The sequence below is a fragment of the Paraburkholderia sediminicola genome, from assembly GCF_902859805.1.
Classification (GTDB): Bacteria; Pseudomonadota; Gammaproteobacteria; order Burkholderiales; family Burkholderiaceae; genus Paraburkholderia; species Paraburkholderia sediminicola.
Genome location: NZ_CADIKC010000021.1, coordinates 1 through 25376, shown reverse-complemented (window position 1 = coordinate 25376; position 25376 = coordinate 1). Strand labels below are relative to the sequence as shown.

Genomic DNA, 25376 nt, shown 5'->3' with positions numbered 1-25376 from the left:
GCCAACACCTCAATCGAGCAGGAGACGTCGTGACCCTCACCCCGGCCGCCGCGCAGCGCGCTCAGCCATTACTTCGCCATTACATCAACGGCGAATTCATTGCGACTGCAAGCACATTCCCTAATATCAGCCCCGTCGACGGCCGTGAGCTCGCACAAGTCTGCGAAGCCGAGGCCGCTACCGTCGACGCCGCCGTGCGCGCTGCAAGCGCCGCCCAACGCGCGGGCTGGCGCAATACCAAACCGGCTGAACGCGCCGACTGGCTCCATAAGATCGCCGACGGCATAGAAGCCCGCTTCGACGATTTCGTCGCCGCGGAAGTGGCCGACACCGGCCGCCCGATCGAGCAGGCCCGCAAGCTCGACATTGCCCGCGGCATTGCGAACTTCCGTACCTTCGCCGATCTGATCCGCACCGCGAATAGCGAGTTTTTCGAAACGCATGCGGCGGACGGCAGCGAACTGATCAACTACGTCACGCGCAAACCGCTCGGCGTGGTCGGCATCATCTCGCCGTGGAATCTGCCGCTGCTGCTGTTCACGTGGAAAGTCGCGCCGGCCCTCGCCATGGGTAACTGCGTCGTCGCCAAGCCCTCGGAGGAAACGCCCAGCTCGGCCACGCTGCTCGCCGAAGTGATGCACGACATAGGCCTGCCGCCCGGCGTATTCAATCTGATCCATGGCCACGGGCCGAAGGCGGCCGGCGAATTCCTCACGCGCCATCCGGACATCAGCGCGATCACGTTCACCGGCGAATCGCGTACCGGCAGCACGATCATGAAGACCGTCGCCGACGGCGTGAAGGAAATCTCGTTCGAACTTGGCGGCAAGAACGCAGCGGTGGTGTTCGCCGATGCGGATTTCGAGGCGGCCGTCGCCGGGGTGTTGAAGTCGAGCTTCACGAACGCCGGGCAGGTTTGCCTTTGCAGCGAACGCGTCTACGTCGAGCGGCCGATCTTCGAACGCTTCGTTGCCGCGTTGAAGGAAAAGACCGAGGCGCTGCAGGTCGGCGCTCCGCACGATCCCGCCACCACGATGGGCCCGCTGATCTCGCGCGGTCATCGCGAGAAGGTGCTGTCGTATTTCCGCCTGGCGCTCGAAGAGGGTGCGACCGTTGTGACCGGCGGCAACGTGCCGCAATTCGGCGACGGGCGCGATCAGGGCGCGTTCGTGATGCCGACCATCTGGACCGGTCTGTCCGACGATGCACGCTGCGTCAAGGAAGAAATCTTCGGACCTGTCTGTCACATTGCGCCGTTCGATAGCGAAGACGAGGTGATCGGCCGCGTGAACGATAGCGCTTATGGCCTCGCCGCCAGCATCTGGACGACGCAGCTCTCGCGTGGCCATCGCGTGGCGCGGCAGATCGAAACCGGCATCGTGTGGGTCAATGCGTGGTTCGTGCGCGATCTGCGCACACCGTTTGGCGGCACCAAGCTCTCGGGCATCGGTCGTGAAGGCGGGCGTCATTCGCTCGATTTCTATTCGGAATTGACCAACGTTTGCGTGAGGATCGCATGAGCGGGATCGACCTGAATGCCGCACAGAACATCGCCGATGCACTCTGGCAGGCGCAGCAGAACGGCACGCCAGTCGCACCGGTGCGCACAGCCATCGCGGAGCTAGGCGGTGATGTGCTGGAAGCTGCTTACGCGGTGCAGCGCCTGAATACCGGGCGCAAGCTGGCAATGGGTCGCCGGTTGGTGGGCCGCAAGATCGGCCTCACGTCGAAAGCGGTGCAGGCGCAACTTGGCGTCGATCAACCGGATTTCGGCATGCTGTTCGACGATATGTCGATCGCGGACGGTGAAGAGATCGCCATGTCGCGCACGCAGCAGGCGAAGGTGGAAGCGGAAATCGCCTTGGTGCTCGCGCACGATCTGCCGCACGAACGCCACACGATTGCCGATCTGATCGGCGCAACAGCCTATGCGTTGCCCGCCATCGAAATCGTCGGCAGCCGGATTGCCAACTGGGATATCCGGCTGACGGACACGGTGGCCGACAACGCGTCGAGCGGTCTGTTCGTACTCGGCAATCGCCCCGTCAAACTCGATGCCTTTGACGCCATCAACTGCGGCATGGTGATGGAGCGGCGCGGCGACCAGGTGAGTGTCGGCGTCGGCGCGGCGTGCCTCGGCAATCCGCTCTACGCGGCCGTGTGGCTCGCCAATACGATGACACGTGTCGGTGCGTCGCTCAAAGCGGGCGACATCGTGCTTACCGGCGCACTGGGCCCGATGGTCGGCGTGAATGCCGGCGACGTCTTCACCGCCCATATCGAAGGGCTCGGCTCCGTGAGCGCGAGTTTCGCCCACCATCCTGAATCCGCATCATGACTGGGAATGCCATGCACGATAAGCAAGACAAGCAGGCCGTCGCCATCATCGGTTCCGGCAACATCGGCACCGATCTGATGATCAAGGTATTGCGTCACGCGAAACACCTCGAAATGGGCGCGATGGTCGGCATCGACCCGGCTTCGGACGGTCTGGCGCGCGCCGAACGGCTCGGCGTGCCGACCACCGCGCAGGGAATCGACGGCCTCGTGAACCTGCCGAACTTCGGCGATATTCGCATTGCCTTCGACGCGACTTCCGCCGGTGCGCATCATCGCCATGCGGCTGTACTGCGCGAACACGGTGTCACGGTGATCGATCTGACGCCTGCCGCCATCGGGCCGTTCGTGGTGCCGGTGGTAAACCTTTTCGCGCATCTCGACGCGCCCAACCTGAACATGGTCACATGCGGCGGTCAGGCGACGATTCCGGTCGTCCACGCTGTATCGCGAGTGGCGCCGGTGCGTTACGCCGAAATCGTCGCATCGATTGCGAGTCGCTCGGCAGGACCGGGCACGCGCGCCAACATCGACGAATTCACCGAGACCACCTCGAAGGCGATCGAAACCGTCGGCGGCGCGGCGCGCGGCAAGGCGATCATCGTGCTGAATCCGGCTGAGCCGCCGCTGATGATGCGCGACACGGTCTACTGCCTGACCGAAGAAGACGCCGATACCGGCGAAATCGAAAACTCGATTCACGCGATGGTTGCGGCGGTGGCGAGCTACGTGCCCGGTTATCGTCTGAAGCAGGCCGTGCAGTTCGACCGTTACACCGCGGCAAGCCCGCTTGCCCTGCATGCGAACGAGCGTCGCGCCGGCCTGAAGGTGAGCGTGTTCCTCGAAGTGGAGGGCGCCGCGCATTATTTGCCTTCGTATGCGGGGAATCTGGACATCATGACCTCGGCGGCGCTCGCCGCGGCCGAGCAGATCGCGGCAAGCCGCGTGGCAGCGTGAGGGGAAAGACGCAATGACCGATAGCAACAAGAAAATCTACGTGTCGGACGTGACGCTGCGCGACGGCATGCACGCGATCCGCCATCAGTACTCGTTGGACGACGCGGTAGCGATCGCGCAAGCACTCGATGAAGCGGGGGTCGACAGTATCGAAGTTGCCCACGGCGATGGTCTGGCGGGGTCGAGCTTCAACTATGGTTTCGGCGCACACACCGATCTCGAATGGATCGAAGCGGTGGCGAGTACGGTGAAGCGTGCGCAAGTGGCCACGCTATTGCTGCCCGGCATCGGCACCGTCCACGATCTGCGGGCAGCCTACGACGCCGGTGCGCGGATCGTGCGGATCGCCACGCATTGCACCGAAGCGGATATTTCGAAGCAGCACATCGAATACGCGCGCTCGCTCGGCATGGATACGGTCGGCTTCCTGATGATGTCGCACATGACCACGCCGGATGCATTGGCGAAGCAGGCCAGGCTGATGGAGAGCTACGGCGCGCAATGCGTGTATGTGGTCGATTCCGGCGGCGCGCTGAATATGCGCGACGTCGCCGAGCGTTTCGATGCGTTCAAGGCTGTGCTCGATCCCGCGACGCAAACGGGTATGCACGCGCATCACAATCTGTCGCTGGGTGTGGCGAATTCCGTGATCGCGCTCGAACATGGTTGCGACCGCATCGATGCATCGCTGACCGGTATGGGGGCAGGCGCGGGCAATGCACCGCTCGAAGTGTTCATCGCCGCGGTAGACCGGATGAAGCTCAATCACGGTTGCGACGTGAAGAAGTTGATCGACGCCGCGGAAGACATCGTGCGTCCGTTGCAGGAGCGGCCGGTGCGCGTGGATCGCGAAACGCTCGCGTTGGGTTATGCCGGCGTGTATTCCAGCTTCCTCCGCCATACGGAAGCAGCCGCAGGGAAATACGGACTTTCTGCCTTCGACATCATGGTCGAGCTCGGCAAGCGCCGCATGGTGGGCGGCCAGGAAGACATGATCGTCGACGTCGCACTGGATATGCTCAAGGCGCGCGACCTCGCGCAGAAGGAGGCCGCATGATCGACCTCGACGCTCAGGCCGAACGTATTGACGCCGCCGCGCGCCACGCCGAACCGATCGCGCAACTCACCGCCTCCACGCCGTTTTCGCTGGATGACGCCTATGTGATTCAGCGCGCGTCGATCGAGCGGCGCATCCATCGCGGTGAAAGCATGATCGGCGTGAAGCTCGGTTTTACGAGCCGCGCGAAGATGATCCAGATGGGCGTCGACAGCCTGATCTGGGGCTGGCTGACCGATGCGATGCTCGACGAAGACGGCGGGCGCGTTGCGCTCGATCGCTTCATTCATCCGCGTGTCGAGCCGGAAGTCTGCTTTCTGACGAGCCGCGAGATCGACCGTCCGTTGACCATGCTTGAAGCGTCGCGCTATCTGGAAGCAGTGGCCCCGGCGATGGAAATCATCGATTCGCGCTACCGCGATTTCAAATTCACGCTCGAGGATGTGGTGGCCGACAACTGTTCGTCGGCAGGGCTGGTGATCGGCCCGTGGACTAAACGCTTCGACGGTCTTCGCAACGCGGGCGTGACGATGCGACTCGACGGCCGCATCGTCCAGGCCGGTTCAACTGCGGCGATTCTCGGCGATCCGTTGCGCTCGATCGTGCAAGCCTCGCGCTTGATTGCGCAGAGCGGCCTGGTTTTGCCGGCCGGTTCGCTGATCATGGCCGGCGCCGCCACGGCGGCTCATCCACTGCCCGTCGATGCGCACGTGCATTGCGTCATCAACGGCCTCGGCAGCACCGAATTCACTACCTATCGACTCTCATGACCAACGAACCGAACATTCAAGGGCGCGTCGTGCCCGGCAAGGCCAAACCGCGTGGCCGCTTTCCGCACGTGACGCGAGCGGGCGACTTCCTGTTCGTCTCCGGCACGAGTTCGCGTCGTCCGGGCAATACGATCGCAGGCGCCTCCGCCGACGAATTCGGCACCGTGCAACTCGACATTCGCGAGCAAACACGTGTGGTGATCGAGAACATTCGCGATATTCTTCAGAGTGAAGGCGCGGACCTGTCGAACCTCGTCGAGATCTCGTCGTTTCTCGTCAACATGAACGACTTCGGCGGCTATAACACCGTGTACGGCGAGTACTTCGACGAAACCGGCCCGACGCGTACGACGGTCGCCGTGCATCAATTGCCTCATCCGCATCTGCTGATCGAGATGAAGGCGATTGCATACGCACCGAAAAAATAGACACGCATAGAAAACTAACGATAGAGACAGCCATGCTTACGTACGGCAAACCGTTCAATTTCCAGCGCTGGATCGACGAACATGCGCATCTGCTAAAGCCGCCTGTCGGCAATCAACAGGTGTGGCAGGACAGCGATTTCATTGTCACGGTGGTGGGTGGCCCGAACCACCGCACCGATTACCACGACGATCCGTTCGAAGAATTCTTCTATCAGTTGCGCGGCAACGCGTATCTGTATCTATGGATCGACGGCAAGCGTGAACGCGTCGATCTGAAGGAAGGGGACGTGTTTCTGATGCCGCCGCATGTGCGCCATTCGCCGCAACGGCCGGAAACCGGCAGCGCCTGCCTCGTGATCGAGCGGCAACGCCCGCAAGGCGTGGTGGATGGCTTCGAATGGTATTGCGATGGCTGCGGGCATCTCGTCTACCGCGTCGAGGTGCAACTGGAAAGCATCGTTAGCGATCTGCCACCGCTTTTCGACGCGTTCTATGCCTCGGAAGAGAAACGCCGCTGTGCGCATTGCGGACATGTCCATCCCGGCCGCGCCGTCTAAACAAGCAGAATCACGATGACACTTCGAATCGACATGCATTCCCACTTCTTCCCGCCCGTCGCGCGGGAAGAGGCCGCGCGCCTCGACGCGGAACACGCGCCGTGGCTCAGGATCGACGCGGACGGCGAGCACGGCATGATCATGACCGGCGAGAAGAGCTTTCGTCCGGTGTATCGCGCACTGTGGGATCCGGCCACACGTATTGCCGAAATGGACGCGCTCGGCGTCGATATCCAGTTGATGTGCGCGACACCCGTGATGTTCGGCTATCGCAACGACGCAGCCGCCGCACACGACTGGGCCGCGCGGATGAACGACCGCGCCCTCGAACTGTGCGCGTATGCGCCGCACCGTCTGATGGCGTTGGCGCAAGTGCCGCTGCAGGACATCGAGCTGGCGTGCCGCGAGGCGACGCGCGCTCACCGTGCGGGACATCGCGGCGTGCAGATCGGCAATCACCTCGGCCCGCGCGATCTCGACGACGAACACCTCGTGACGTTTCTCACGCACTGTGCGAACGACGGTATTCCGGTGCTCGTGCATCCGTGGGACATGATGACCGACGGCCGCATGAAGAAATGGATGCTGCCGTGGCTCGTCGCGATGCCGGCCGAAACGCAATTGAGCATGGTGTCGCTGATTCTGTCGGGCGCCTTCGAGCGGATTCCGAAGTCGCTGAAACTGTGCTTCGCGCATGGCGGCGGCAGCTTCGCCTTCCTCCTTGGCCGTGTGCAAAACGCGTGGGAACAACGCGACATAGTGCGCGAAGACTGTCCCAATCCGCCGGTGTCGTATCTCGAGCGCTTTTACGTGGACAGCGCGGTGTTCGACCAGGGGGCGTTGCGCCTGCTGGTCGAAACGATGGGCGAAGACCACGTGCTGCTCGGCTCCGACTATCCGTTTCCGCTTGGCGAGCAGAAGATCGGCGACCTGGTCGCACACCACCCGCAACTGAGCAACACGGCCAAGGCGAAGATCCTCGGCGCCAACGCTCAGCGCTTTTTCGATTTGCCCACACCAGTGGCGCACGCCGCCTAGGCAAACCACGCTACAGACTTTGCAATTGCAATCAGAACAAAAAGGGAATTAGCCAGATGATCACCCGGGAACACTGCGCCGCACTCGACGCTGCCGACACCTTGGCCCACTGCCGCGCGCGCTTCGATCTGCCCGCCGACACGATTTACCTCGACGGCAACTCGCTGGGCGCGATGCCTGCCAATGTGCCTGCGCGTATCGAACGCGCCCTCAAGCAGGAATGGGCGCACGGTTTGATCCGTTCGTGGAATGACGCCGACTGGTATCCGGCGCCGCAGCGCACCGGCAACAAGATCGCCAGGCTGATTGGTGCGGGACTGGACGAAGTGATCGTCGCCGACTCGACCTCGGTGAATCTGTTCAAGGTGCTGGTTGCGGCCACGCGCATGCGCCCCGGTCGCAACGTGATCCTTGCCGAGCGAACCAATTTTCCGACAGACGTGTATATCGCCTCGAGCGTCGCCGAGATGACGGGTTGCGAGCTGCGTTGTGTCGATCCGGACGACATCGTCGCGGCGATCGACGATACCGTGGCAATCGTGTCGCTCACGCACGTCAACTACAAAACCGGCAAACGCTACGACATGGAAGCGGTGACGCGCCAGGCGCATGAGGCCGGCGCGTTGATCGTGTGGGACCTGTGCCACTCGGCGGGCGCGATGCCCGTGAGCCTGAACCGCAGCGGCGCTGATTTCGCGGTGGGTTGCGGCTACAAGTATCTGAATGGTGGCCCGGGCGCACCGGCTTTCGTGTTCGTCGCGTCGCGCCATATCGAAGCGGTGCGTCAACCGCTGACGGGTTGGCACGGCCATTCGAAGCCGTTCGATCTTACCCACGACTACGCGCCGCATCCGGGCATCGACCGCATGTTGACCGGCACCGCACCGCAACTCGGCGTGATTGCGCTGGAGAGCGCGCTGGAAGCATTCGACGGCGTCGATCTCGATGTGCTGCGCGACAAGAGCGTCGCGCTCGGCAATGTGTTTATCGAGCTGACCGATCAGGAGCTGAAAGGTCTCGGGTGCATGCTCGCTTCGCCGCGCGACGCCGAGCAACGCGGCAGCCAGGTCTCGCTTGGCCACGCGCAAGGCTACGCGATCATGCAGGCGTTGATTGCGCGCAATGTGATCGGCGACTTCCGCGCACCGGACATTCTGCGCTTCGGTTTTGCGCCGCTGTACGTGCGCTACGTTGACATCTGGGACACCATCGCCCAACTCAAGGACATCATCTCGACTGATGCATGGAATACCGAGGAATTCAAAGCCCGGAAATCAGTCACATGAGCGGTGACGTGAGTACGTGAACTCGACGTGAACTCGACGACAACCCAGTGAACAGACAAGCGCCGCGAGTCGAGCAATACAAGTAATACAAGTAATACGACAGCGCGGCACCGGCGGTTGCGTCCATACACGCAACCGTATCCCAGGAGGAGACACAAAGATGACGCAGGAACAGCGAGGCTTCGACACGATTGTCGAACGTGAGAAGGGGTTGCATCGTGGATTATCGACGGGGCAGTTATCGATGATTGCGATTGGCGGCGCGATCGGCACGGGCCTGTTTCTCGGCAGCGGATTCGCCATCGGCTTTGCCGGTCCGAGCGTGCTGGTCAGTTACGCGATTGGCGCGTTGATTGCGCTGCTTTTGATGGGATGCCTCGCCGAGATGACCGTGGCGCATCCCACGTCGGGATCGTTCGGCGCGTACGCCGAGCACTACATCGCGCCGTGGGCGGGATTTCTGGTGCGCTACGCGTACTGGTCGTCGATTGTATTTGCGGTCGGCACCGAGGTGACGGCGATTGCCGTGTACATGAGGTACTGGTTTCCAGCCGTGCCCGGCTGGTACTGGATTGTGGGATTTTCTGCGGCGCTGATCGGCATTAACTCGGTGAGCGTAAAGGTGTTCGGCGCGGTCGAGTATGTGTTTTCGATGTTGAAGATCGTGGCGATTGTCGGTTTCATCCTGCTTGGCGCCTATGTGGTGTTCGGCGCGCCGTCGGGTTCGGGAATCGGCTTTGCCAATTACACGTCACACGATGGTTTCTTTCCGAAGGGCGTATGGGGCATGTGGGTGGCGGTGATCGTGTCGATTTTCAGCTATCTGAGCATCGAGATGATTGCGGTGGCGGCGGGCGAGGCACGCGATCCGCAGAAGGCAATCACGCGGGCATTTCGCGCGACGATGTTCCGGTTGGTGTTCTTTTATTTGCTGACGTTGGCGTTGATGCTGGCGATCGTGCCGTGGAATGCAGCGGGTACGGATGAGAGTCCGTTTGTGCGGGTGATGGCGGCGACGCATGTGCCGGGCGCGGCGGGTGTGATTAATTTCGTGATTCTGGTGGCTGCGTTGTCGGCGATGAATAGCCAGCTCTATATCACGACGCGGATGATGTTCAGTTTGTCTCGCGCGGGGTATGCGCCGCGGCGCCTGGGGGCTTTGAATCGCAAGGGGGTGCCGGTTGCCGCATTGTGGCTTTCGACGATTGGCATTGCGTTGGCCGCTGTGCTGAATGTGGTTTATCCGGATGCTTCGTTTGTGTTGATGATGTCGGTTTCCATGTTTGGGGCTATGTTCACGTGGCTGATGATTTTTGTTACGCACTTCTTTTTTCGCCATCGGCATAAGGGTGTGCCGCTGGCGTTCAGGATGTGGGGGTTTCCGGTGACTTCTCTGCTTGGCGCAGGGCTGATGGTGAGTGCGCTTGTCACCACGTGGTTTACTCGGGAATTTCGGATGACTTTGGTGATTGGTGTGCCGTTTGTTGTCGCGTTGCTGGTTGTTTATTTTGTTTGGTATCGGGGGAGGGTGGGGGACGTGGGGGGTGTTGAGGTGATGTGATTTGTTTTTTGCCTTTTGCGGCGCTTGTTTGTCTGTGTTCTTAGGGTTTTGGCCTTTCCTTGCTTTGTTAGTGGTCTATTAGCGTTGCCCCTGTGCGGGGCGGCACCTACTTCTCTTTGCCGGCTGCAAAGAGAAGTAGGCAAGAGAAAGCAGCTTAAACCGCTAATGCTAAGCGGGACCCGTGGTCCGCTACAGGTAGTGGTGCATCTGGAATCTGGGTTCGTGCCCCGGCATACGCCAGTGACAAGGGCGTCATACTTCCGGCGGCGCTGCGCGCGCCGAAGAGCCGCTCATAAAACCAATCGCTGCGTTTTAATGCCCACGGCCCACAACCGAAGCCGGCGGTTTCCCACGCAGACCCGTCCGCGACGCACGCAGTGCGGAGTGGGAGCGGATGAGTCCTTTGTCACTAGCGCGGAATGCGCGAGAGCACGGATTCCAGTCGCACCACTATCCGTAGCAGACCACGGTGCCCACTTAGCATTAGCGGTTTGAGCCGCTTTCTTTTGCCTACTTTTCTTTGCGGCAAGCAAAGAAAAGTAGGTGCCGCCCCGCACAGGGGCAACACTAATAGACCACTAACAAAGCAAGGAAAGGCACCAAAGCCAGAACAAGGAACCGCCCCAAACCCAGATCAAGGAACCGCCCCCAACCCCTCATTTAACCCCCAAAATCCACCCAGCAAACCTCTCCGCGTCAGCGGCCGAAATAGCATTAGGCGGCATCTGAGCCCCGGTATTCCACTTCCCGGAACTCCCCTCCAACATACTCTTCTTAAGCTTCGCGACCGCATCCGAATCCCCTCGATACCGCTCGGCGATAGCCCGAAACGACGGCCCGACCTTGGTCGTATCAATCGAATGACAAGCGCGGCAAGTCTGCTCGCTAGCAGAGACAGAACCGCCGCTCCCCGGCGCCGCAGCGAAAGAACTCCCACACAACACGCCAGCCAGCGCAGCAACCAGAACCATCCCTCTCACAATGTCACCCCGTAAAAAAACAAAAAACCCCACCGGCGAAAGCCGCCGGCAGGGCAAAGCGCTCAACAAACCAACATGAAGAATGAGGAAACCAAACTACCTTACCGCGGCGGCCACGGCTTGGCCGGAGCGCCAATCACCGGCTTGCCCAGCAGCGGCGTCGACAACGCATACGCACCATTCTCCGTAAAGGCCCAAATGATGTTTCGGTCGTACTCGGTATAAATCGCCAGCACGCCCTTGCCGAGCGTATAACTCGGCAGTTCGCTCTCGTCGGCCAGCGCCGGCACGAAATACCCGGCAATCGTCGGCTTTTCAGGATTGCGCACGTCGAAAATCTGCACGCCGGCGTTGTAGAACGAATACGGAATCACACCCTGACGCGAGCCACCAGGCTGACCAATCGCGTTCGAACGTTTCGGACCAAAGTTGCCGCCACGCTGACAGAAACTCGTGAACGGCGCGCCTTCAGGCGGTGTCGGCTGCGGCAGCTTGCCCGCGACCTTCAGATGCGACGGATCGCGCGCATCGACGACGAAAATGTCTTTGTACGGCTCGTAGCAATCGCGGTTCATCGGATACCCGCTCGTCAGCACGAAACCCGTGCGCTCGTACTGGCTGACGTCGGCATTGTCGTACTCGGTGCCGGCAAAGCTTGGCGCCGTATTCACATTGCCGAGCACTTTCGGTTTCGCCGGATTGGACAGGTCGAACGAATAAAGTCCCAGGCCGCCCATCGCGCCGAAACCAATCTTGCCGCCTTGTTCCAAAGGCTTCGGCAGGAAGATGGGAATACGCGAACCCATCCACGAGGTGCGGTTGCCGGCGCGCGGGTTCGTCAGATAAGCCTGTTCGTCGGCTTCGTTGCCGAGTTTTTGCCCCGGCACCGAGATCTGCGAAACAAACTTCGGATCAGCGGGATCGGACATATCCCAGACCTGATAACCCGGTGAATACAGGTAGTTCGGGTATTCAGTCAGAGCGTAGCTGTCGTCCGGCGCGGCCGACAGGATCATGTACTTGCCACCGTAATATTCAGGCGCATCGAGCGAGCCTGAACCCTGCTGCTGGCCGATCGGCGCATCAGGATGCTTGTAGTCGGTCGTGCGCGTGGCGATCAGCTTCCATTGGCTCGGCAACGGGCCGTCCATTTCGAAGACCTTGAAGCCCTTGAGCGAGTTGTAGTGCCGCTGTGCTTCGACCTTGTCAGGCTGCTCGCTCTTGTCGGTCATCAGGCCGTAGCGGCCGATTTCAAACGAGGCGACCAGCACCGGCTTGCCGAGCTTTTTGCTCCACACGATGGTGGCGCCGCCGAGATAGTCATGCACATTGTTCGGGTCGAACTTCTCGGTCGGTCCCTTCGGTCCCCACGTGCCGCCCTGCGAAAACACGACCTTGCCGTTGGCGGGATCGGTGACGTCCATGATCCGCAGATAGTCGCGATCATGGATATAGAGGTAACGGCGTCCGTCGAAGTCGGCAATATTATTCCAGGCGTGAAAGGGCGAATCGACGAGGGGATAGAAGGCCAGAACCTTGACGTCTTTGGCATAGCTCTTCTTGTCCCACGTGGTCATTTCACCGGGGAAGTGCTGGCCCTGATGTACTTCAGGGGTGGCTTTCGGCCACACGAACTGGCCCGTTGCCGGGTCCATGCCGTAGTCGACGCCCGGCTTGAGCGGGGCAGGCCGACGCTCGGGCGTGAGGCGCAGCCACTGGGCGAGGTAGGCGTCTCTCGCGTTTGGCGTGCCGGGCGTCGCTTGCGAAGCAGAGGCCGCGCTGTCCGATGCCGCTGCGGCCGGCGTGGCTTCCGTAGCCGCACAAGCCGCCGCGGATACGAAGGTCAACAGGACGCCTGTTGCGAGAGTGGATTGCAGATTGCGTTTGCGAAGCATTGGCTTCCTCCTTTTTATATTAGAACGCGTGACGAATCCCGAACTGGAAGCCGCTCGGATTCTGTCCACCGTTCGGATACACCTGGAACGTGACCGGATAGGGGATGGGTACATCGTGCTGATGCGTTACGTGTGCGAAAGTCGCATACAGGTCCGTCCGTTTCGACAAACCGTAGAGGTAGCCGATCACACCGCCGGTGGCGCTGGAAATGCTCGTGTTGTTGTCGTCGTGACGATGCACGACGCTCGCGTACAGGCGGTTGCGCCCGTCGATATTCCAGCGCGCGCCGACCTGTACATCCCAGCCGCGCGAATTGAACGCGACGTAGGGCGGGTACGCGTAGTAGCCGTTGTACGTGTGATAGATCAGCGTCGGTTCGAAACCGCCGAACTTGTAGACGGCAGAGAAATAATTGTCTCGCGATGAATGGATCTGCGACGACTTGAAGATGTCGCGCGTGTACTGCAACTCGCTCACCGCGCCGAGAAAGATCGGCCCGTGCCGGTAATCGATACTGGTGCTCAGGAAACGCCCCGCACGAGTACTGTCGCCTACGCCGGTCGTCGCCATGATCCGGCCGGTGAAGCCGTAGAACGTCGGCGTCTTGTACTGGATCGCGTTATCCACGCGGTACGACGCGTAGAAGAACTCCATGTTGTTGACCATACTGAAATCGGCCGCCCAGCTCGGATCGGCGTAGCCCGCAATCCAGTACGAGGGCGTGAACTGCCGGCCCATCGTCACTTCACCCCAGTTGCCTTTCAGGCCCACGAACGACTGGCGGAACTGCGTCGACTGCACGCCGGTATTCGCGGAGAACATCGGCTCGACGGCGAACACGGCCTTGTTGCCGCCGCCGAGATCTTCGACGCCGCTCAGGTTGAAACGCGAGTTGTTCAGGCCGCCGCTCGACATGCGGGTCACGTTGCCGCCGGAGCCGGAAGAAATCAGATGTTCGATGTTCAGGTCGACATAACCCGACAGCCAGACGCTCGACTGAGCGTGTGCCCCGGCGCATGCGAGCATGACGGCGCCTGACACGAGTGCTTTCTTTTTCATTCAATCTCCAAACAGATCGTTGTTCTTTTCGTGTGGTAGAGAGTGCTGTCGTCGCGCGCGACAGCCGCGGTTACGTCCTTTTTCTGTCGTGTATACACAAACTGGTAAAAATTATACCCACGGCAAAATTTGGATTCCGAGCTTTATTTTTTTATACAAAACAGCGGTTTAGTTATAGCGGGTTGACCCTGATGGCATCGCGCGTCAAAACAGATGCCGGATTCCGGTTGCATAGGTCATCGCAGTGCCATAGCCGGAGAGCCTGTCGTAGACAGTGAGCAGGTACAGATCCGTGCGCTTCGACAGAAAGTAGTCGAGGCCCGCGGAGCCGGTATTGCGACCGGTGACGGCATTTTTCGGCGCGCTGCGGCGCGTGTACGCCCATTCCGCCAGCGCGGTGAGTTGCGAGCTCAGCGGTACCGAGAGACCCGCTTCATAGGTGTGCGCACCGATATGGGTCGAATCGGTGCGCAGGCCTTGCAGCGCGCCATACAGCTTGAAGAGCGAAAAATCGTAGGCGGCGCCGACGATGTACGCGTTCTGTGTCGGCGACGCCACACCGGCGACCACGCGTGTGCGTTGTACGGTCGCGACAGCAGTGAGCGAACCGCCTGCATAGAGTGTCGATAGCGCGGCGTTGTACGTGCTGTCCGAGCCCGCGAAACCGCCGGGCGCATAGACCGCAGTGCCGGTCAGTCCGTTCAGATTGGGGCTGGTGTACTGGATGCCGTTGTTCCAGACGGTGTCGCCGGTCATCGCACCGCCGTAAGGTGCGGTGAATGTCTGCATGACGAGCGGCGAGAACAGGATCGACGCCTGAAACGGATTGACCGCCTGTTCGGCGAGATAGAGCAGGTTGGTGTGCCGTCCGAGGGTCACGCGTCCGAACGGCCCGGCGATACCGGCGTATGAATTGCGTCCCCAGAACGGGTCGGCGGCGGTGCGGCCGATTCCGCCGTTGGTCGGCTGAAAGAAGCTCTCGAGTACGGCGATCGCGCGATAGCCGGCGCCGAGCTCTTCGTTGACGCGGATGCCCCAGTAAGGCGCCGTCAACCCCGGGCTCTGTTGGGCGATGGCGGCGGGCGGCCCGTTACTGCGTTTGGTGCTGGCGATATCGAGCCCGACGAGCCCATATAGCGTGACAGACGTTTGCGCTTTAACACCGTGGGACGCGAGTTCCCATGCGGCGGCGCAACTGAGCGCGAGCGCGCTCAACGATCGAACGTTCATGGCGGATCCTCTTGTGCAGCTGGGACAACGAGAGAACAGCCCTGCAACTAGCAAGGCATCGGCGGGACGGCAGCGGGACGGCAGCGAGACAGCGACGAAGCGTCAGGTGGCGGCGCGGAGCCGCCACGTTTCAGGCAGAGGGCACTGCGAATTCGATCAGTGCGTGCGCGAAGTGCTGGGACAGACTGGCGAGCAACGCGTCTCGTTGCGCGATCAACGAAGCGGGCGAGCGGCCCGCGATGTGCGGTGTGACGAGCACGTCGGGATGATCGAGCAGCGCACGAGGCACCTCGGGTTCGTCTTCGATCACGTCGAGTCCCGCGCCGGCGATCGCAGCGTCAGCGAGGGCGTCGATCAACGCTTGCGTGTCGAGCACGGAGCCGCGCGCGACGTTTACCACGAAGCCGTTCGGCCCCAGGGCCTTCAGCACCTCGCTGCTAACCAGATGCCTGGTCGCGGCGCCGCCGTTGCAGGCGATCACGAGGAAGTCGCTGGCAGCGGCCAGTTCGATGAGGTTCGCGTAGTAGCGGCCAGGCGCATCGACATGCGGACGCCGTGCGTGATAGCCGAGCGTCATATCGAAGCCCTGCGCGCGCGATGCGATCAGTCTCCCGATACGTCCCATGCCGACCAGGCCAAGGCGCGCGCCGGTCAGCGTGGGCCGTTCGGCGCGCGAACTGCGCCAACGGCCGACACGCACCGCCTCGGTGAGCGGCGCATAGCCGCGCGCGAGCGCGAGCATCAGGCCGATGGCGTGATCGGCGACGGTCGCCGCGTTCGCACCCGGCGCATGCGTCACCACAATGCCGCGTCGCGTGGCGGCGGCCACGTCGACGTTCTCGTAGCCCGCACCGAACGCGCTGACGATCTCGAGCGCGGGCAGCGCGGCCATCTGCGAGTCGGACAACCCGGTCGAACCGTTGGTTACTACCGCGCGCACGTTCACTGGATCAACGCCGGCGGGCAGCGTCTCGCTCCAACCGTCGGGATGATAGTGAAGCGTGTAGTCGCGCCGCAGCGCATCGAGCGTCGCGTCGGGCAGCGCGATCAGCGCCAGCACATGTTTGCCGCCCAGCACCGCGCTCATGATTGTGGATCAGCCGTGTGCGCGGCGGGCGCGACTTCCTTCACAGCGCCTTTCCAGCCGTTTTCGGTGATATCGAACACGGTGCCGTCGGGCATGCGGTACTTCACTTCGTAGAACACGTTCGGGTCTTTCTCGTGGCGTCCCGTCAGATATGTGCCGCCCGCCGCGACCACGCGCGCCGCGGTGTCTTCGACGCTGTCCACCCACATGCCGAAGTGGATCACGCCACGCACGTCTTTCAGGCCCGCATAACCGGGGACGGTCTCGTCCTTGAAGTTGAGGAGCGCCACATTCATCGTGCCGTCTGTCATATAGATGCCGCGCATCGCGTTACCCGCGCGACGCATGCCGAATGCCTGCTCGAAGAATTGCGCGGCGGCCTCGGGATCGTCGACCGAGAGCGCGATGTGGCGGAGCTTGTCCATAAGATGTCCTTGAGGTGTGCCTGGGTTGTCATAGGGGTGAATCGCCCGTCGGCGAAGGAAGGGTTGTCGTGACTGTGAATCAAGTGTGTCCGCAACTTCACCAGGTATACTACGTATAACAAATGTATACACAAAAACGATTTGATATACCAGAATGGTCTTCATACGCCGGTCGCCGTCGTAAGCGCCGATTCGCCGCACTGTATGAGGACCACCAATGCACACCTCGCAGGAACCGTTGGGCAGTCTTTCCGCCACGCTCAGGCAGCGCTTTGCGCAGATTGGGCCGGTGTGGGGGCGCGATATCAATACGCATCGCGATCTGGTGATCGACGCGTATTCGCCCTTGGTGGCTGCTGCGAGAGATGAGGGCGAGTCGTTCGAGGTGGCGCGCGAGATAGCGTACGGCGACCATGAGCGGCAGCGTCTGGACGTGTTTGCTTCGGCGCAAACGCGGGAGAAGGGCAGCGCCGATGTCGTGCTGTTTGTCCACGGTGGCGCATTTTTGCGCGGCAGCAAGAGCTTTAACGGCCTCATTTACGACAACGTGTCGCGCTGGTTTGCGCGGCAGGGCTGCGTCGCGCTGAACGTCGAGTACCGGCTTGCGCCTGAAGCGCCGTACCCCGCTGGCGCAGAGGACGTCGCCGCCGCTTTCACGTGGGCACTGAAACATGTCGCCGAATTCGGCGGGAATCCGCGGAGGATTTTTCTGGTCGGCCATTCGGCGGGCGGCGCACATGTCGCCACGTATCTTTGCGATCCGTTATTGGCCGGGTTGCGCGACAGCGCTCCGGCGGTTGCCGGTGCCGTACTGATCAGCGCACGGCTCGTAGCCGACGTGCTTCCCGATAACCCGAACGCAGCAGGCGTGCGCGCCTATTTTGGCGCGGACGAAACACGCTACGCCGCGCGCTCGCCCCTGACCCATGCGGCGCATTTCGACACACCGCTGATGGTGGTCGTCGCCGAATACGAGAACCCTTATCTGGACGCCTATGGCGCGGCGTTCTTCGAGCGCGTGCTGCAGGCGCGTCAACACGCCGGTGGCGCGGCGCTCAAACGCGCACCGCGCTTCGTGCAGATGCTGGGGCACAACCACACATCGGTCGTCGCGCATTTCGATTCGGGCGAGACGTTGTTAGGCGACGCGATGCTCGGCTTTTTCAGCGCGTGATTGTCCACGACAGCCTCCACGCCTAGCCGTCCAGTCAATCAGGAGATCCGCATGTCCGTCAGCCTTCCATCTGTCTTTGCAAAACCGCGCGTGTTCGCGCCGGTCGTTACGCCATTTACTGCCGGCCTCGATGTCGATGCGCCGCGTTTCGTGGCGTTCTGTCAGTGGCTGGTCGGGCAGGGTGCCGGGCTCGCGCTGTTCGGCACGAATAGCGAAGCCAATTCGTTGAGTCTTGCCGAACGCCACGCGTTGCTGGATCACGTACTCGAAGCCGGCATCGACCCCGCGCAGATGTTGCCGGGCACCGGCGCATGCGCGTTGCCCGATGCGATTGCATTGACCCGTCACGCCACCGAAGCCGGTTGCGCCGGCGCATTGATGCTGCCGCCATTCTTCTACAAAGGTGTTAGCGACGACGGACTGTTCGCGTACTACTCCGACGTGATTCAGGCCGTCGGCTCGGATCAGTTGCGCGTGCTGCTGTATCACATCCCCCAGTTCACCGGCGTGCCGATCACGCACGCACTGATTGAGCGGCTGATTGCGGTGTATCCGCACACGGTGGTGGGCATCAAGGACAGTTCGGGCGATTGGGCCAATACCGCCGCGATGCTGGAGAAGTTTCCCGGCTTCGCAGTGTTCCCCGCTTCCGAGGCTTTGCTCGGCAAGGCGCTGCCGCTGGGCGCGGCCGGTTGCATTTCGGCAACGGCGAATATTCAACCTCGCGCGATTGCCAGCCTGCTGAATGCGGTGACGCTGGAAGAGAGGGCGGAGTGGGAGGGCAAGGTCGCGACGGTTCGTCTGGCTGTGCAGGCGCAGCCGATGATCCCCGCGTTGAAAAGCATCGTCGCGCACTTCGCTAAAGATTCCAGCTGGACGCGCGTGCGTGCGCCGCTCACGCCAATGAATCCGGCGCAGTCCGGTGCACTGTTGCAGCAACTGCAGGCATTGGATTTTTCGATGCCGTCGATGGCATCGCTTGCGGCGGTGGCGGCGTGAGCATGGAGCGAGCGCAGCCGGCGCAGCGCCAGCATGGACTGGTGCCGCCCAGAGGCTCAGGCGCTCTCGCGCTCGGTGCGCTGGCGCTTGAGCCGGCCGAGCACGACGATCGACAGCCGCGCCGTATGGTCGCGCATCGCGTTGTACGCACGTTCCGGTTCGGAGTTGAGGATCGCGGAGACGATCTCGCGATGCTCGTCGGTAGCCGCTTCGAAGCGCGACGGCGAAGCCGGCTGCGCTGCGCGAAAGCCCGCCAGGCGCTGCCGCTGAACGGACATGATCGACGCCAGCGATTTGCTTTGCGCGCCCTTGCAGATCAGTTCGTGGAATTCGCGATTGAGCTGGAAGTACTCCGTTTCATCGCCGCGCGCGATCGCGGCGTTCATTTCGGTTTGCAGTTCTTCGAGCTGCTTCTTCTCGACGAGGCTCATACGCTGCGCGCTCAAGCGGCAGCACAGCGCTTCGAGTTCGCACATCGCTTCGAGCATGTCGGCCAGTTCGTCGATGCTGAACTGCGCGACCACCACGCCCTTGCGCGGCGTCAGTTCGACGAGGCCGCGCGCGGCGAGTTCGCGCAGCGCTTCGCGGATCGGCGTGCGGGAGGCGTTGAAGCGTTCAGCGAGTGCCGCTTCTTCGAGCTTTTGGCCCGGTTCGAGCGTGCCGTCGATGATCTCGTCGCACAGCAGGCGGTAGATCTTGGAGGAGAGCGTCGTCATCGTGATGGTCGTGGGTTGAGCGATACCGTGAGCAAGCGGCCCCATTATGCGCCAGCGGCCCAACCGCCTCAATCGCCACCGCGCATATCCGGCCTCTGCAGGCCCATGCAGTGTACGCGCGAACGTGTTCGCACCCCGATTGGTGTATACGATGATTTCAATAAAAATACACAGATTACCTAATGTATACGAAATATTGAACCCTCGGCAGCAGCTAACTAGCACCCTACAAACACAAAAAGCGAGGCAACACGTGACCTGGTTTGGTATCGCAACTTATCAATTGAATGGCCGGACGGCCACCGGCCTGGCGGTCGGCGGCACGCTTTACGACGCACAGGCGGCGTTGAGGCAAACCGCTTCAGCGGCGCCGCTCGCCGATGTCGGCACGCTGATCGCTGCCTGGGAGACCGGCAGCGCGGCGACCGTTGAACGCCTCGAAGCCGCTGCGCGGGCGATCGAGGCGGGCACGCTCGACATCGCGCCGCTCGCCGGCCACACGCTGTGCGTGCCGTACCAGCCGCGGCGCATTTTCGCGGCGGCGTCGAACTACTACGAACACGCCCGGGAGATGGGGACCGAGTTGGCGCCGCGCGAAGAAAGCACGCCGTACATGTTCATGAAAGCGGAAACGAGCGTTGTGCCGACCCTCGCCGACGTGGTGATTCCGCCGCACGCGCAACGGGTGGATTGGGAAGTGGAACTGGCCGTGGTGATCGGCAGGACCGGCCGCCACATCGCCAAAGAAGACGCCTACGAGTACATCGCCGGCTACACGATTCTCAACGACGTTAGCGCGCGAGACCTGAATCGCCGCACCGACTATCCGTTCAAACACGACTGGTTTCGCGGCAAGAGTTTCGATACCTTTGGTCCGCTCGGCCCCTGGTTCGTGCCGCGCGCGTGCATCGCCGAGCCGCAGAATCTGCGCATGCGTCTCGCGGTGAACGGCGAAATGATGCAGGACGGCAATACGTCCGAGATGATTTTCAACATCGCCGAGCAGATCGAATATTTGTCGACGATTCTCACGCTGCAACCTGGCGATCTGATCGCGACAGGCACGCCGACCGGCGTCGGCATGGGGCGCGGCATTTATCTGAAGGCAGGCGACGTGATGGTCGCATCGATCGACGGGATCGGTTCGATCGAGAATCCGCTGGTCGCCGGCTGAGCGCCAGCACGCTCGCCGCGCGATCCACTCACTCCACTCATAGACGGGGAACACGACATGTTGCAGCGGGTACGGCGCGCGGTACGACGGCTGGTTCAGCCAATGAAGCGGCGGGCTGTGGTGAGCGCGTTTGCATTGACCGCATGGGCGCTTGTCACGAGCGCCCATGCGGCCGATACGGTGCGCGTCAATCTGGCGTGGCTGCCGCAGGGCAGCACCGGTGGCATCCTGCTCGCGCAGGCGAAGGGCTACTACCGCGACGCAGGGCTCGACGTCAGCGTGATGCGCGGATATGGCGGTCAACGCACCGTCAATGAAGTGGATGAGGGCCTGTTCGAGTTCGGCTATGGCGACCCCGTGAGCGTGATGCTGAACCGCGCGCATGGCGGCCATGCGGTGATGGTCGGCGCGATCAATACGCGCTGGCCCGGCGCGATGTGCTATCTCGAGCGGCCCGGCTTCAAGGTGAATACGCTGAAGGATCTCTCGGGCATGACGCTTGGCGGCGGTGGCGCATCGCCGGTGCAGAACATCATGCCCGCGTGGCTCAAGCAGAACGGCATGGCGCCGGACGCGATCAAAACCGTGCGCCTCGACCCGGCCGTGATCAATACCGCGCTGCTGCAAAAGCGCATCGACCTGTCCGAGTGCTGGGAAGGCGCGAGCCTGCCTGTGCAAGCCGCATTGGCGAAGCGGGCAGGCCAGCAACTTGGCAAGGTCTACTACCGGGATTTCGGGCTGGATATGATGGGTAACGGCATCGTCACCACTGATACCTTCGTCGCGCAGCATCCCGATGTGGTCAAGCGGTTTGTCGCCGCGACGTATCGCGGGTATGCGCTGATGCGGGAGCATCCACAGGAAGCCGCGGATGCGATTGGCGGACTCTATCCGGTGCTCGACAAGGCAATCCTGTTGCAGCAGATCGTCGAGACCAACGGCCTGATCGCCGACGATCCCACTCAGCACAAAACCGGTTGGCTGCGTCCCGCGCGCATGGATGCCACTGCTGCGTTCGTGTCGCGTGCGTTCGGCACCGGCGCGAAGGTGAAGGCCACCGATCTCTATACGAATCGGTTCGTCGAGTAAATCCGTTCGGGAGCGGCGCATCGGTTAGACGATGGGCTCGCTCCAACCAGCCCGCGCGAAGCGTGGGCACATTGGAGACAGGCAATGAACAGTTTGCGTCCGAAGCGGCTTGGACACATGGTACTGATGGTGCGGGATATCCAGAAGTCCGCACAGTTTTATACCGACGTACTGGGCCTCAAAGTATCGGACTGGATCGGCGACCAGATGGTGTTTCTGCGTGCCGGCAGCGATCACCACGATCTTGCGCTCGCGCAATTGCCGAAAGATTCCGCCGACTTCAACGACTTGCCGCGTTACTCGCGCCCCGGTCTCGAGCACTTTTCGTATCTGATCGACAGCTACGAGGAGATGGAGCGCTCGGTGAAGGTGCTGCAGGAGCATGGCGTCGAGATCGTGCGCGGCATAGGCCGGCATGGTCCGGGCAACAATCTGTTCCTCGTTTTCAAGGACCCGGACGGCAACAACGTCGAGGTGTACTGCGAGATGACACAGATCGGCGAGCGCGACGCGCACGAGCCGCAGGTGTGGGAGCGCACGATCGAATCGTTCGACCAGTACCGCTTCGAGCGCTTCGTGGTGCCGCCGCCACCGCATCTGGTCGCGCAAAAATCGGCCCAGACAGCAGCACAAGGAACGGGTCAGTCAACGGCGCAGTCCCTGGGTCGGGATTCAGCGAAAGCCGATCCGTCCGATCACGAATAATTCGGAACCCTCATGAAGCGATTGATCGAAACCGTCTCGTTCTGGATCGTGATTGGCTTGATCTGGGAATTCGGCGTGCGTTGGACGGGCACGCGTGAATATGTGCTGCCGGCGTTGTCGCAGGTCTTTGCGGCCGGATGGGAAATGCGCGGACAGTTGCTGTCCGATACGTTGGCGACCGCGTGGGAAGTGTTCGCCGGGTTTGCGCTGGCGCTGATCGGCGGTCTGGCGATCGGCTTGCTCGCGAGCATGTCGGGCATTGCGCGGCGCACGCTGTTTCCGCTTGTCACCGCATTGCAGAGCATGCCGAAGATCGCGCTCGCACCGTTGCTGATCGTGTGGTTCGGTTATGGGTTTGCATCGAAGCTGGCCGCGGCCGTGCTGTTCGCGTTCTTCCCGATCGTGATCGCTACGATGGGCGGCCTCGCCGGTGTGCCGCGCAATCTGGATGAGCATTTTCGTGCGCTCGGCGCTTCGCAGGCCAAGACCTTCTGGTATTTACGCTTGCCTGCTGCGTTGCCCGCGCTGGTCGACGGATTGAAGATCGCCATGCCGTTGGCCGTGATTGGCGCGATTGTCGGCGAGTTCATTGGGTCAGAGTCGGGGCTGGGGCATCTGATTGTGTTCGCGACATCGAATGCACAGACGTCGTTGTCGTTCGCTGCGATCCTGATGGTGACCGTGCTGGCGATGCTGTTTTACTGGACCGTCGAACTGGTTTCGCGCGGCGTGTGGTGGAGAGGAGTGACGGTCTGATGGCATTGGTCGACAAGTTGCGTATAGTGCAGCGCGCCGCGGCAACCGGCGCACAGGTTCATCCGTTGCATGGCGACGAAGCGGCGCCCGCGCTGATTTCCGTCGAGAAAGTCGGCAAGCGATTTGCCGCACGGGGTGGGGCGGGGGCGTTCAGCGCGCTCGATGATGTGTCGCTGCAGATTCGTCAGGGCGAGTTCGTCTCGATCCTGGGGCCGAGCGGTTGTGGCAAGAGCACCTTGCTGCGGATGGTGGCGGGTCTGGCGCCGTGCGACGGCGGGCGGATTCTGCTGGGCACCGAGCCGATTTCCGCACCGGTGCCGGATATTGGCGTGGTGTTTCAGACGAGCAATATGCTGCCCTGGCTGTCGGTCGGGGCGAATATCCGCTTAGGCGCGAAGTTGCGCAATGTGCCGCGGGCGCAGGTGGAGGAGCGGCTTCCCGCGTTGCTGGAGACCTTGGGATTGACGGCGTTCGCCGACCGGTATCCGCATGAGTTGTCGGGCGGCATGAGGCAGCGTGCCGCGATCGGGCAGATTCTGCTGCTCGAACCGCGAGTGATGCTGATGGATGAGCCGTTTGGGGCGTTGGATGCGTTGACGCGGGACCGGTTGAATGTCGAGCTTTTGCGGATCTGGCAGCGGAGCACGCTGACTGTTTTGCTGGTTACGCACAGCATTCATGAGGCGGTGTTTTTGTCGGATCGGGTGTTGGTGATGTCGGAGCGGCCTGGGAAGGTTGTTCACGATCTGAAGATTGAGTTGCCGCGGCCTCGGGGGGCTGATCACGTTAAGAGTGATCCCCTTTATGGGGAGTATGTTTTGGAGCTTTCCAGGTTAATGGGGGTGTTTTAGGGTTTTGCCTTTTGCAGCGCTTGTTTGTCAGTGTTCTTGGGGCTTTGGGTTTTCCTTGTTCTTGGTTTGGTGCCTTTCCTTGTTTTGTTAGTGGTCTATTAGCGTTCCCCCTGTGCGGGGGGGCACCTACTTTTCTTTGCCGGCTGCAAAGAAAAGTAGGCAAAAGAAAGCAGCTTAAACCGCTAATGCTAAGTGGGGTCCGTGGTTTGCATGGGGTAGTGGTGCATCTGGAATCTGTGTTCGTGCGTGTGCGTACGCCAGTGACAAGGGCGTCATACTTCCGGCGGCGCTGCGCGCGCCGAAGAGTACTTCTTAAAACCACCCGCTACGTTTTGACGCTCACCCCGCGCCAGCGGGCCGTGGCTCGTCTTTGCTCCGCCGCCGCCACCGCCACCATCGCCACAGCCGCCACAGCCGCCACAGCCGCCACAGCCGCCACAGCCGCCACAGCCGCCACCGCCGCCACCGCCACCACCGCCACCACCGCCACCACCACCGCCACCACCGCCACCACCGCCACCACCGCCACCGCCACCGCCACCGCCACCGCCACCGCCACCGCCACCGCCACCACAGCCACCACAGCCACCACAGCCACCACAGCCACCACAGCCACCACAGCCACAGCCACAGCCACAGCCACAGCCACAGCCACAGCCACAGCCACAGCCACAGCCACAGCCACAGCCACAGCCACAGCCACAGCCACAGCCACAGCCACAGCCACAGCCGCCGCCACTACAGCTGAGACCGAGACCGAGACCGAGACCGAGACCGAGACCGAGACCGAGACCGAGACCGAGACCGAGACCGAGACCGAGACCGAGACCGAGACCGACAAATCATTTGAGGTGGGGGTTCCCGGGTGAGTGGAGGAGCGCGTCGCCGAGGCGAAGCCGACGGCCCCCACAAACCTCAACCGAAGCCGTGGTTTCCCCTGCATACCCGTCCGCGACGCACGCAGTGCGGAGTGGGAGCGGATGACACCTTTGTCACTAGCGCGGAATGTGCGAGAGCACGGATTCCAGTCGCACCACTACCCGTAGCAGACAGCGGCGCCCACTTAGCATTAGCGGTTTGAGCCGCTTTCTTTTGCCTACTTTTCTTTGCGGCAAGCAAAGAAAAGTAGGTGCTGTAGTGGCCTAATAATCCTGGACACCTCAAAAGGTAGACTTATACCCGGACAGAGAGGTGTCAGATGGGAAGACGGGAATTCTCGAAGCAGTTCAAGGAAGATGCGGTCG

25 protein-coding genes are annotated in these 25376 nt (G+C 61.8%); 17 read left to right on the top strand and 8 right to left on the bottom strand.

The window, feature by feature from the left end:
• Positions 1–29 precede the first annotated feature (29 nt).
• From R8871_RS37190 to R8871_RS37145, 10 genes are all read left to right on the top strand, one after another.
• On the top strand, positions 30–1520 hold the full coding sequence (locus tag R8871_RS37190) for a 2-hydroxymuconic semialdehyde dehydrogenase (protein ID WP_175054892.1): 1491 nt from the start codon (positions 30–32) through the stop codon (positions 1518–1520).
• On the top strand, positions 1517–2338 hold the full coding sequence (locus R8871_RS37185; RefSeq protein WP_175054891.1) for a 2-keto-4-pentenoate hydratase: 822 nt from the start codon (positions 1517–1519) through the stop codon (positions 2336–2338). The genes R8871_RS37190 and R8871_RS37185 overlap by 4 nt, the downstream gene beginning before the upstream one ends.
• 11 nt (positions 2339–2349) lie before the next feature.
• On the top strand, positions 2350–3294 hold the full coding sequence (locus R8871_RS37180) for an acetaldehyde dehydrogenase (acetylating) (RefSeq protein WP_175054890.1): 945 nt from the start codon (positions 2350–2352) through the stop codon (positions 3292–3294).
• A 13-nt stretch (positions 3295–3307) separates the two neighbouring features.
• Positions 3308–4351: a 4-hydroxy-2-oxovalerate aldolase gene (gene dmpG / locus R8871_RS37175; protein WP_175054889.1), complete on the top strand. Its 1044-nt coding sequence runs from the start codon at positions 3308–3310 to the stop codon at positions 4349–4351.
• A complete protein-coding gene (locus R8871_RS37170; protein ID WP_175054888.1) occupies positions 4348–5121 on the top strand; it encodes a 2-keto-4-pentenoate hydratase in 774 nt (257 codons plus the stop codon). The genes dmpG and R8871_RS37170 overlap by 4 nt, the downstream gene beginning before the upstream one ends.
• The gene (locus tag R8871_RS37165; protein WP_175054887.1) at positions 5118–5549 is read left to right on the top strand and encodes a RidA family protein; all 432 of its coding nucleotides are present in this window, start codon (positions 5118–5120) and stop codon (positions 5547–5549) included. The genes R8871_RS37170 and R8871_RS37165 overlap by 4 nt, the downstream gene beginning before the upstream one ends.
• A gap of 32 nt (positions 5550–5581) precedes the next feature.
• Positions 5582–6106, top strand: a complete 525-nt coding sequence (locus tag R8871_RS37160; protein WP_175054886.1) for a 3-hydroxyanthranilate 3,4-dioxygenase — start codon at positions 5582–5584, stop codon at positions 6104–6106.
• 15 nt (positions 6107–6121) lie between these two features.
• On the top strand, positions 6122–7144 hold the full coding sequence (locus R8871_RS37155) for an amidohydrolase family protein (protein WP_175054885.1): 1023 nt from the start codon (positions 6122–6124) through the stop codon (positions 7142–7144).
• A gap of 56 nt (positions 7145–7200) precedes the next feature.
• The gene (gene kynU / locus R8871_RS37150) at positions 7201–8430 is read left to right on the top strand and encodes a kynureninase (protein ID WP_175054884.1); all 1230 of its coding nucleotides are present in this window, start codon (positions 7201–7203) and stop codon (positions 8428–8430) included.
• A 160-nt stretch (positions 8431–8590) separates the two neighbouring features.
• Positions 8591–9991: an amino acid permease gene (locus tag R8871_RS37145; RefSeq protein ID WP_175054883.1), complete on the top strand. Its 1401-nt coding sequence runs from the start codon at positions 8591–8593 to the stop codon at positions 9989–9991.
• A 656-nt stretch (positions 9992–10647) separates the two neighbouring features.
• Here R8871_RS37145 and R8871_RS38895 read toward each other — a convergent pair.
• The 6 genes from R8871_RS38895 to R8871_RS37115 all read right to left on the bottom strand — a co-directional run bounded on the left by R8871_RS38895 (position 10648) and on the right by R8871_RS37115 (position 16668).
• On the bottom strand, positions 10648–10962 hold the full coding sequence (locus R8871_RS38895; RefSeq protein ID WP_175054882.1) for a c-type cytochrome: 315 nt from the start codon (positions 10960–10962) through the stop codon (positions 10648–10650).
• 110 nt (positions 10963–11072) lie between these two features.
• Positions 11073–12866 (bottom strand): LVIVD repeat-containing protein, encoded by a 1794-nt coding sequence (locus R8871_RS37135; protein WP_175054881.1) that lies wholly within the window; start codon positions 12864–12866, stop codon positions 11073–11075.
• A gap of 19 nt (positions 12867–12885) precedes the next feature.
• Complete coding sequence (locus tag R8871_RS37130) at positions 12886–13926, bottom strand: porin (protein WP_175054880.1); 1041 nt, start codon at positions 13924–13926, stop codon at positions 12886–12888.
• Between the two features lie 204 nt (positions 13927–14130).
• The gene (locus tag R8871_RS37125) at positions 14131–15156 is read right to left on the bottom strand and encodes a porin (protein ID WP_175054879.1); all 1026 of its coding nucleotides are present in this window, start codon (positions 15154–15156) and stop codon (positions 14131–14133) included.
• Positions 15157–15286: 130 nt separating this feature from the next.
• Positions 15287–16243: a 2-hydroxyacid dehydrogenase gene (locus tag R8871_RS37120; RefSeq protein WP_175054878.1), complete on the bottom strand. Its 957-nt coding sequence runs from the start codon at positions 16241–16243 to the stop codon at positions 15287–15289.
• On the bottom strand, positions 16240–16668 hold the full coding sequence (locus tag R8871_RS37115) for a VOC family protein (RefSeq protein WP_175054877.1): 429 nt from the start codon (positions 16666–16668) through the stop codon (positions 16240–16242). The genes R8871_RS37120 and R8871_RS37115 overlap by 4 nt, the downstream gene beginning before the upstream one ends.
• A 217-nt stretch (positions 16669–16885) precedes the next feature.
• On the opposite strand from R8871_RS37115, the gene R8871_RS37110 reads away from it, so the two are divergent.
• Positions 16886–17842 carry an alpha/beta hydrolase gene (locus R8871_RS37110; protein ID WP_175054876.1) on the top strand — a complete coding sequence of 319 codons (957 nt, stop codon included), beginning with the start codon at positions 16886–16888 and terminating at the stop codon, positions 17840–17842.
• 51 nt (positions 17843–17893) lie between these two features.
• Complete coding sequence (locus R8871_RS37105) at positions 17894–18841, top strand: dihydrodipicolinate synthase family protein (protein WP_175054875.1); 948 nt, start codon at positions 17894–17896, stop codon at positions 18839–18841.
• A gap of 56 nt (positions 18842–18897) precedes the next feature.
• On the opposite strand, the gene R8871_RS37100 is transcribed toward R8871_RS37105, so the two are convergent.
• Positions 18898–19557 carry a GntR family transcriptional regulator gene (locus tag R8871_RS37100; RefSeq protein ID WP_175054874.1) on the bottom strand — a complete coding sequence of 220 codons (660 nt, stop codon included), beginning with the start codon at positions 19555–19557 and terminating at the stop codon, positions 18898–18900.
• A gap of 253 nt (positions 19558–19810) precedes the next feature.
• Here R8871_RS37100 and R8871_RS37095 point away from each other — a divergent pair, with 253 nt between their 5' ends.
• From R8871_RS37095 to R8871_RS37075, 5 genes are all read left to right on the top strand, one after another.
• Positions 19811–20731: a fumarylacetoacetate hydrolase family protein gene (locus R8871_RS37095; RefSeq protein ID WP_175054873.1), complete on the top strand. Its 921-nt coding sequence runs from the start codon at positions 19811–19813 to the stop codon at positions 20729–20731.
• A 102-nt stretch (positions 20732–20833) separates the two neighbouring features.
• Complete coding sequence (locus R8871_RS37090; RefSeq protein ID WP_246288028.1) at positions 20834–21820, top strand: ABC transporter substrate-binding protein; 987 nt, start codon at positions 20834–20836, stop codon at positions 21818–21820.
• Between the two features lie 84 nt (positions 21821–21904).
• Complete coding sequence (locus R8871_RS37085) at positions 21905–22525, top strand: VOC family protein (protein ID WP_175054871.1); 621 nt, start codon at positions 21905–21907, stop codon at positions 22523–22525.
• A gap of 12 nt (positions 22526–22537) precedes the next feature.
• Positions 22538–23281 (top strand): ABC transporter permease, encoded by a 744-nt coding sequence (locus tag R8871_RS37080; protein ID WP_175054870.1) that lies wholly within the window; start codon positions 22538–22540, stop codon positions 23279–23281.
• Complete coding sequence (locus R8871_RS37075; protein ID WP_175054869.1) at positions 23281–24132, top strand: ABC transporter ATP-binding protein; 852 nt, start codon at positions 23281–23283, stop codon at positions 24130–24132. Before R8871_RS37080 ends, R8871_RS37075 begins: the two co-directional genes overlap by 1 nt.
• A 325-nt stretch (positions 24133–24457) precedes the next feature.
• Here R8871_RS37075 and R8871_RS37070 read toward each other — a convergent pair whose 3' ends face one another.
• Positions 24458–24769 (bottom strand): hypothetical protein, encoded by a 312-nt coding sequence (locus R8871_RS37070; protein WP_175054868.1) that lies wholly within the window; start codon positions 24767–24769, stop codon positions 24458–24460.
• Positions 24770–25376: the final 607 nt, after the last annotated feature.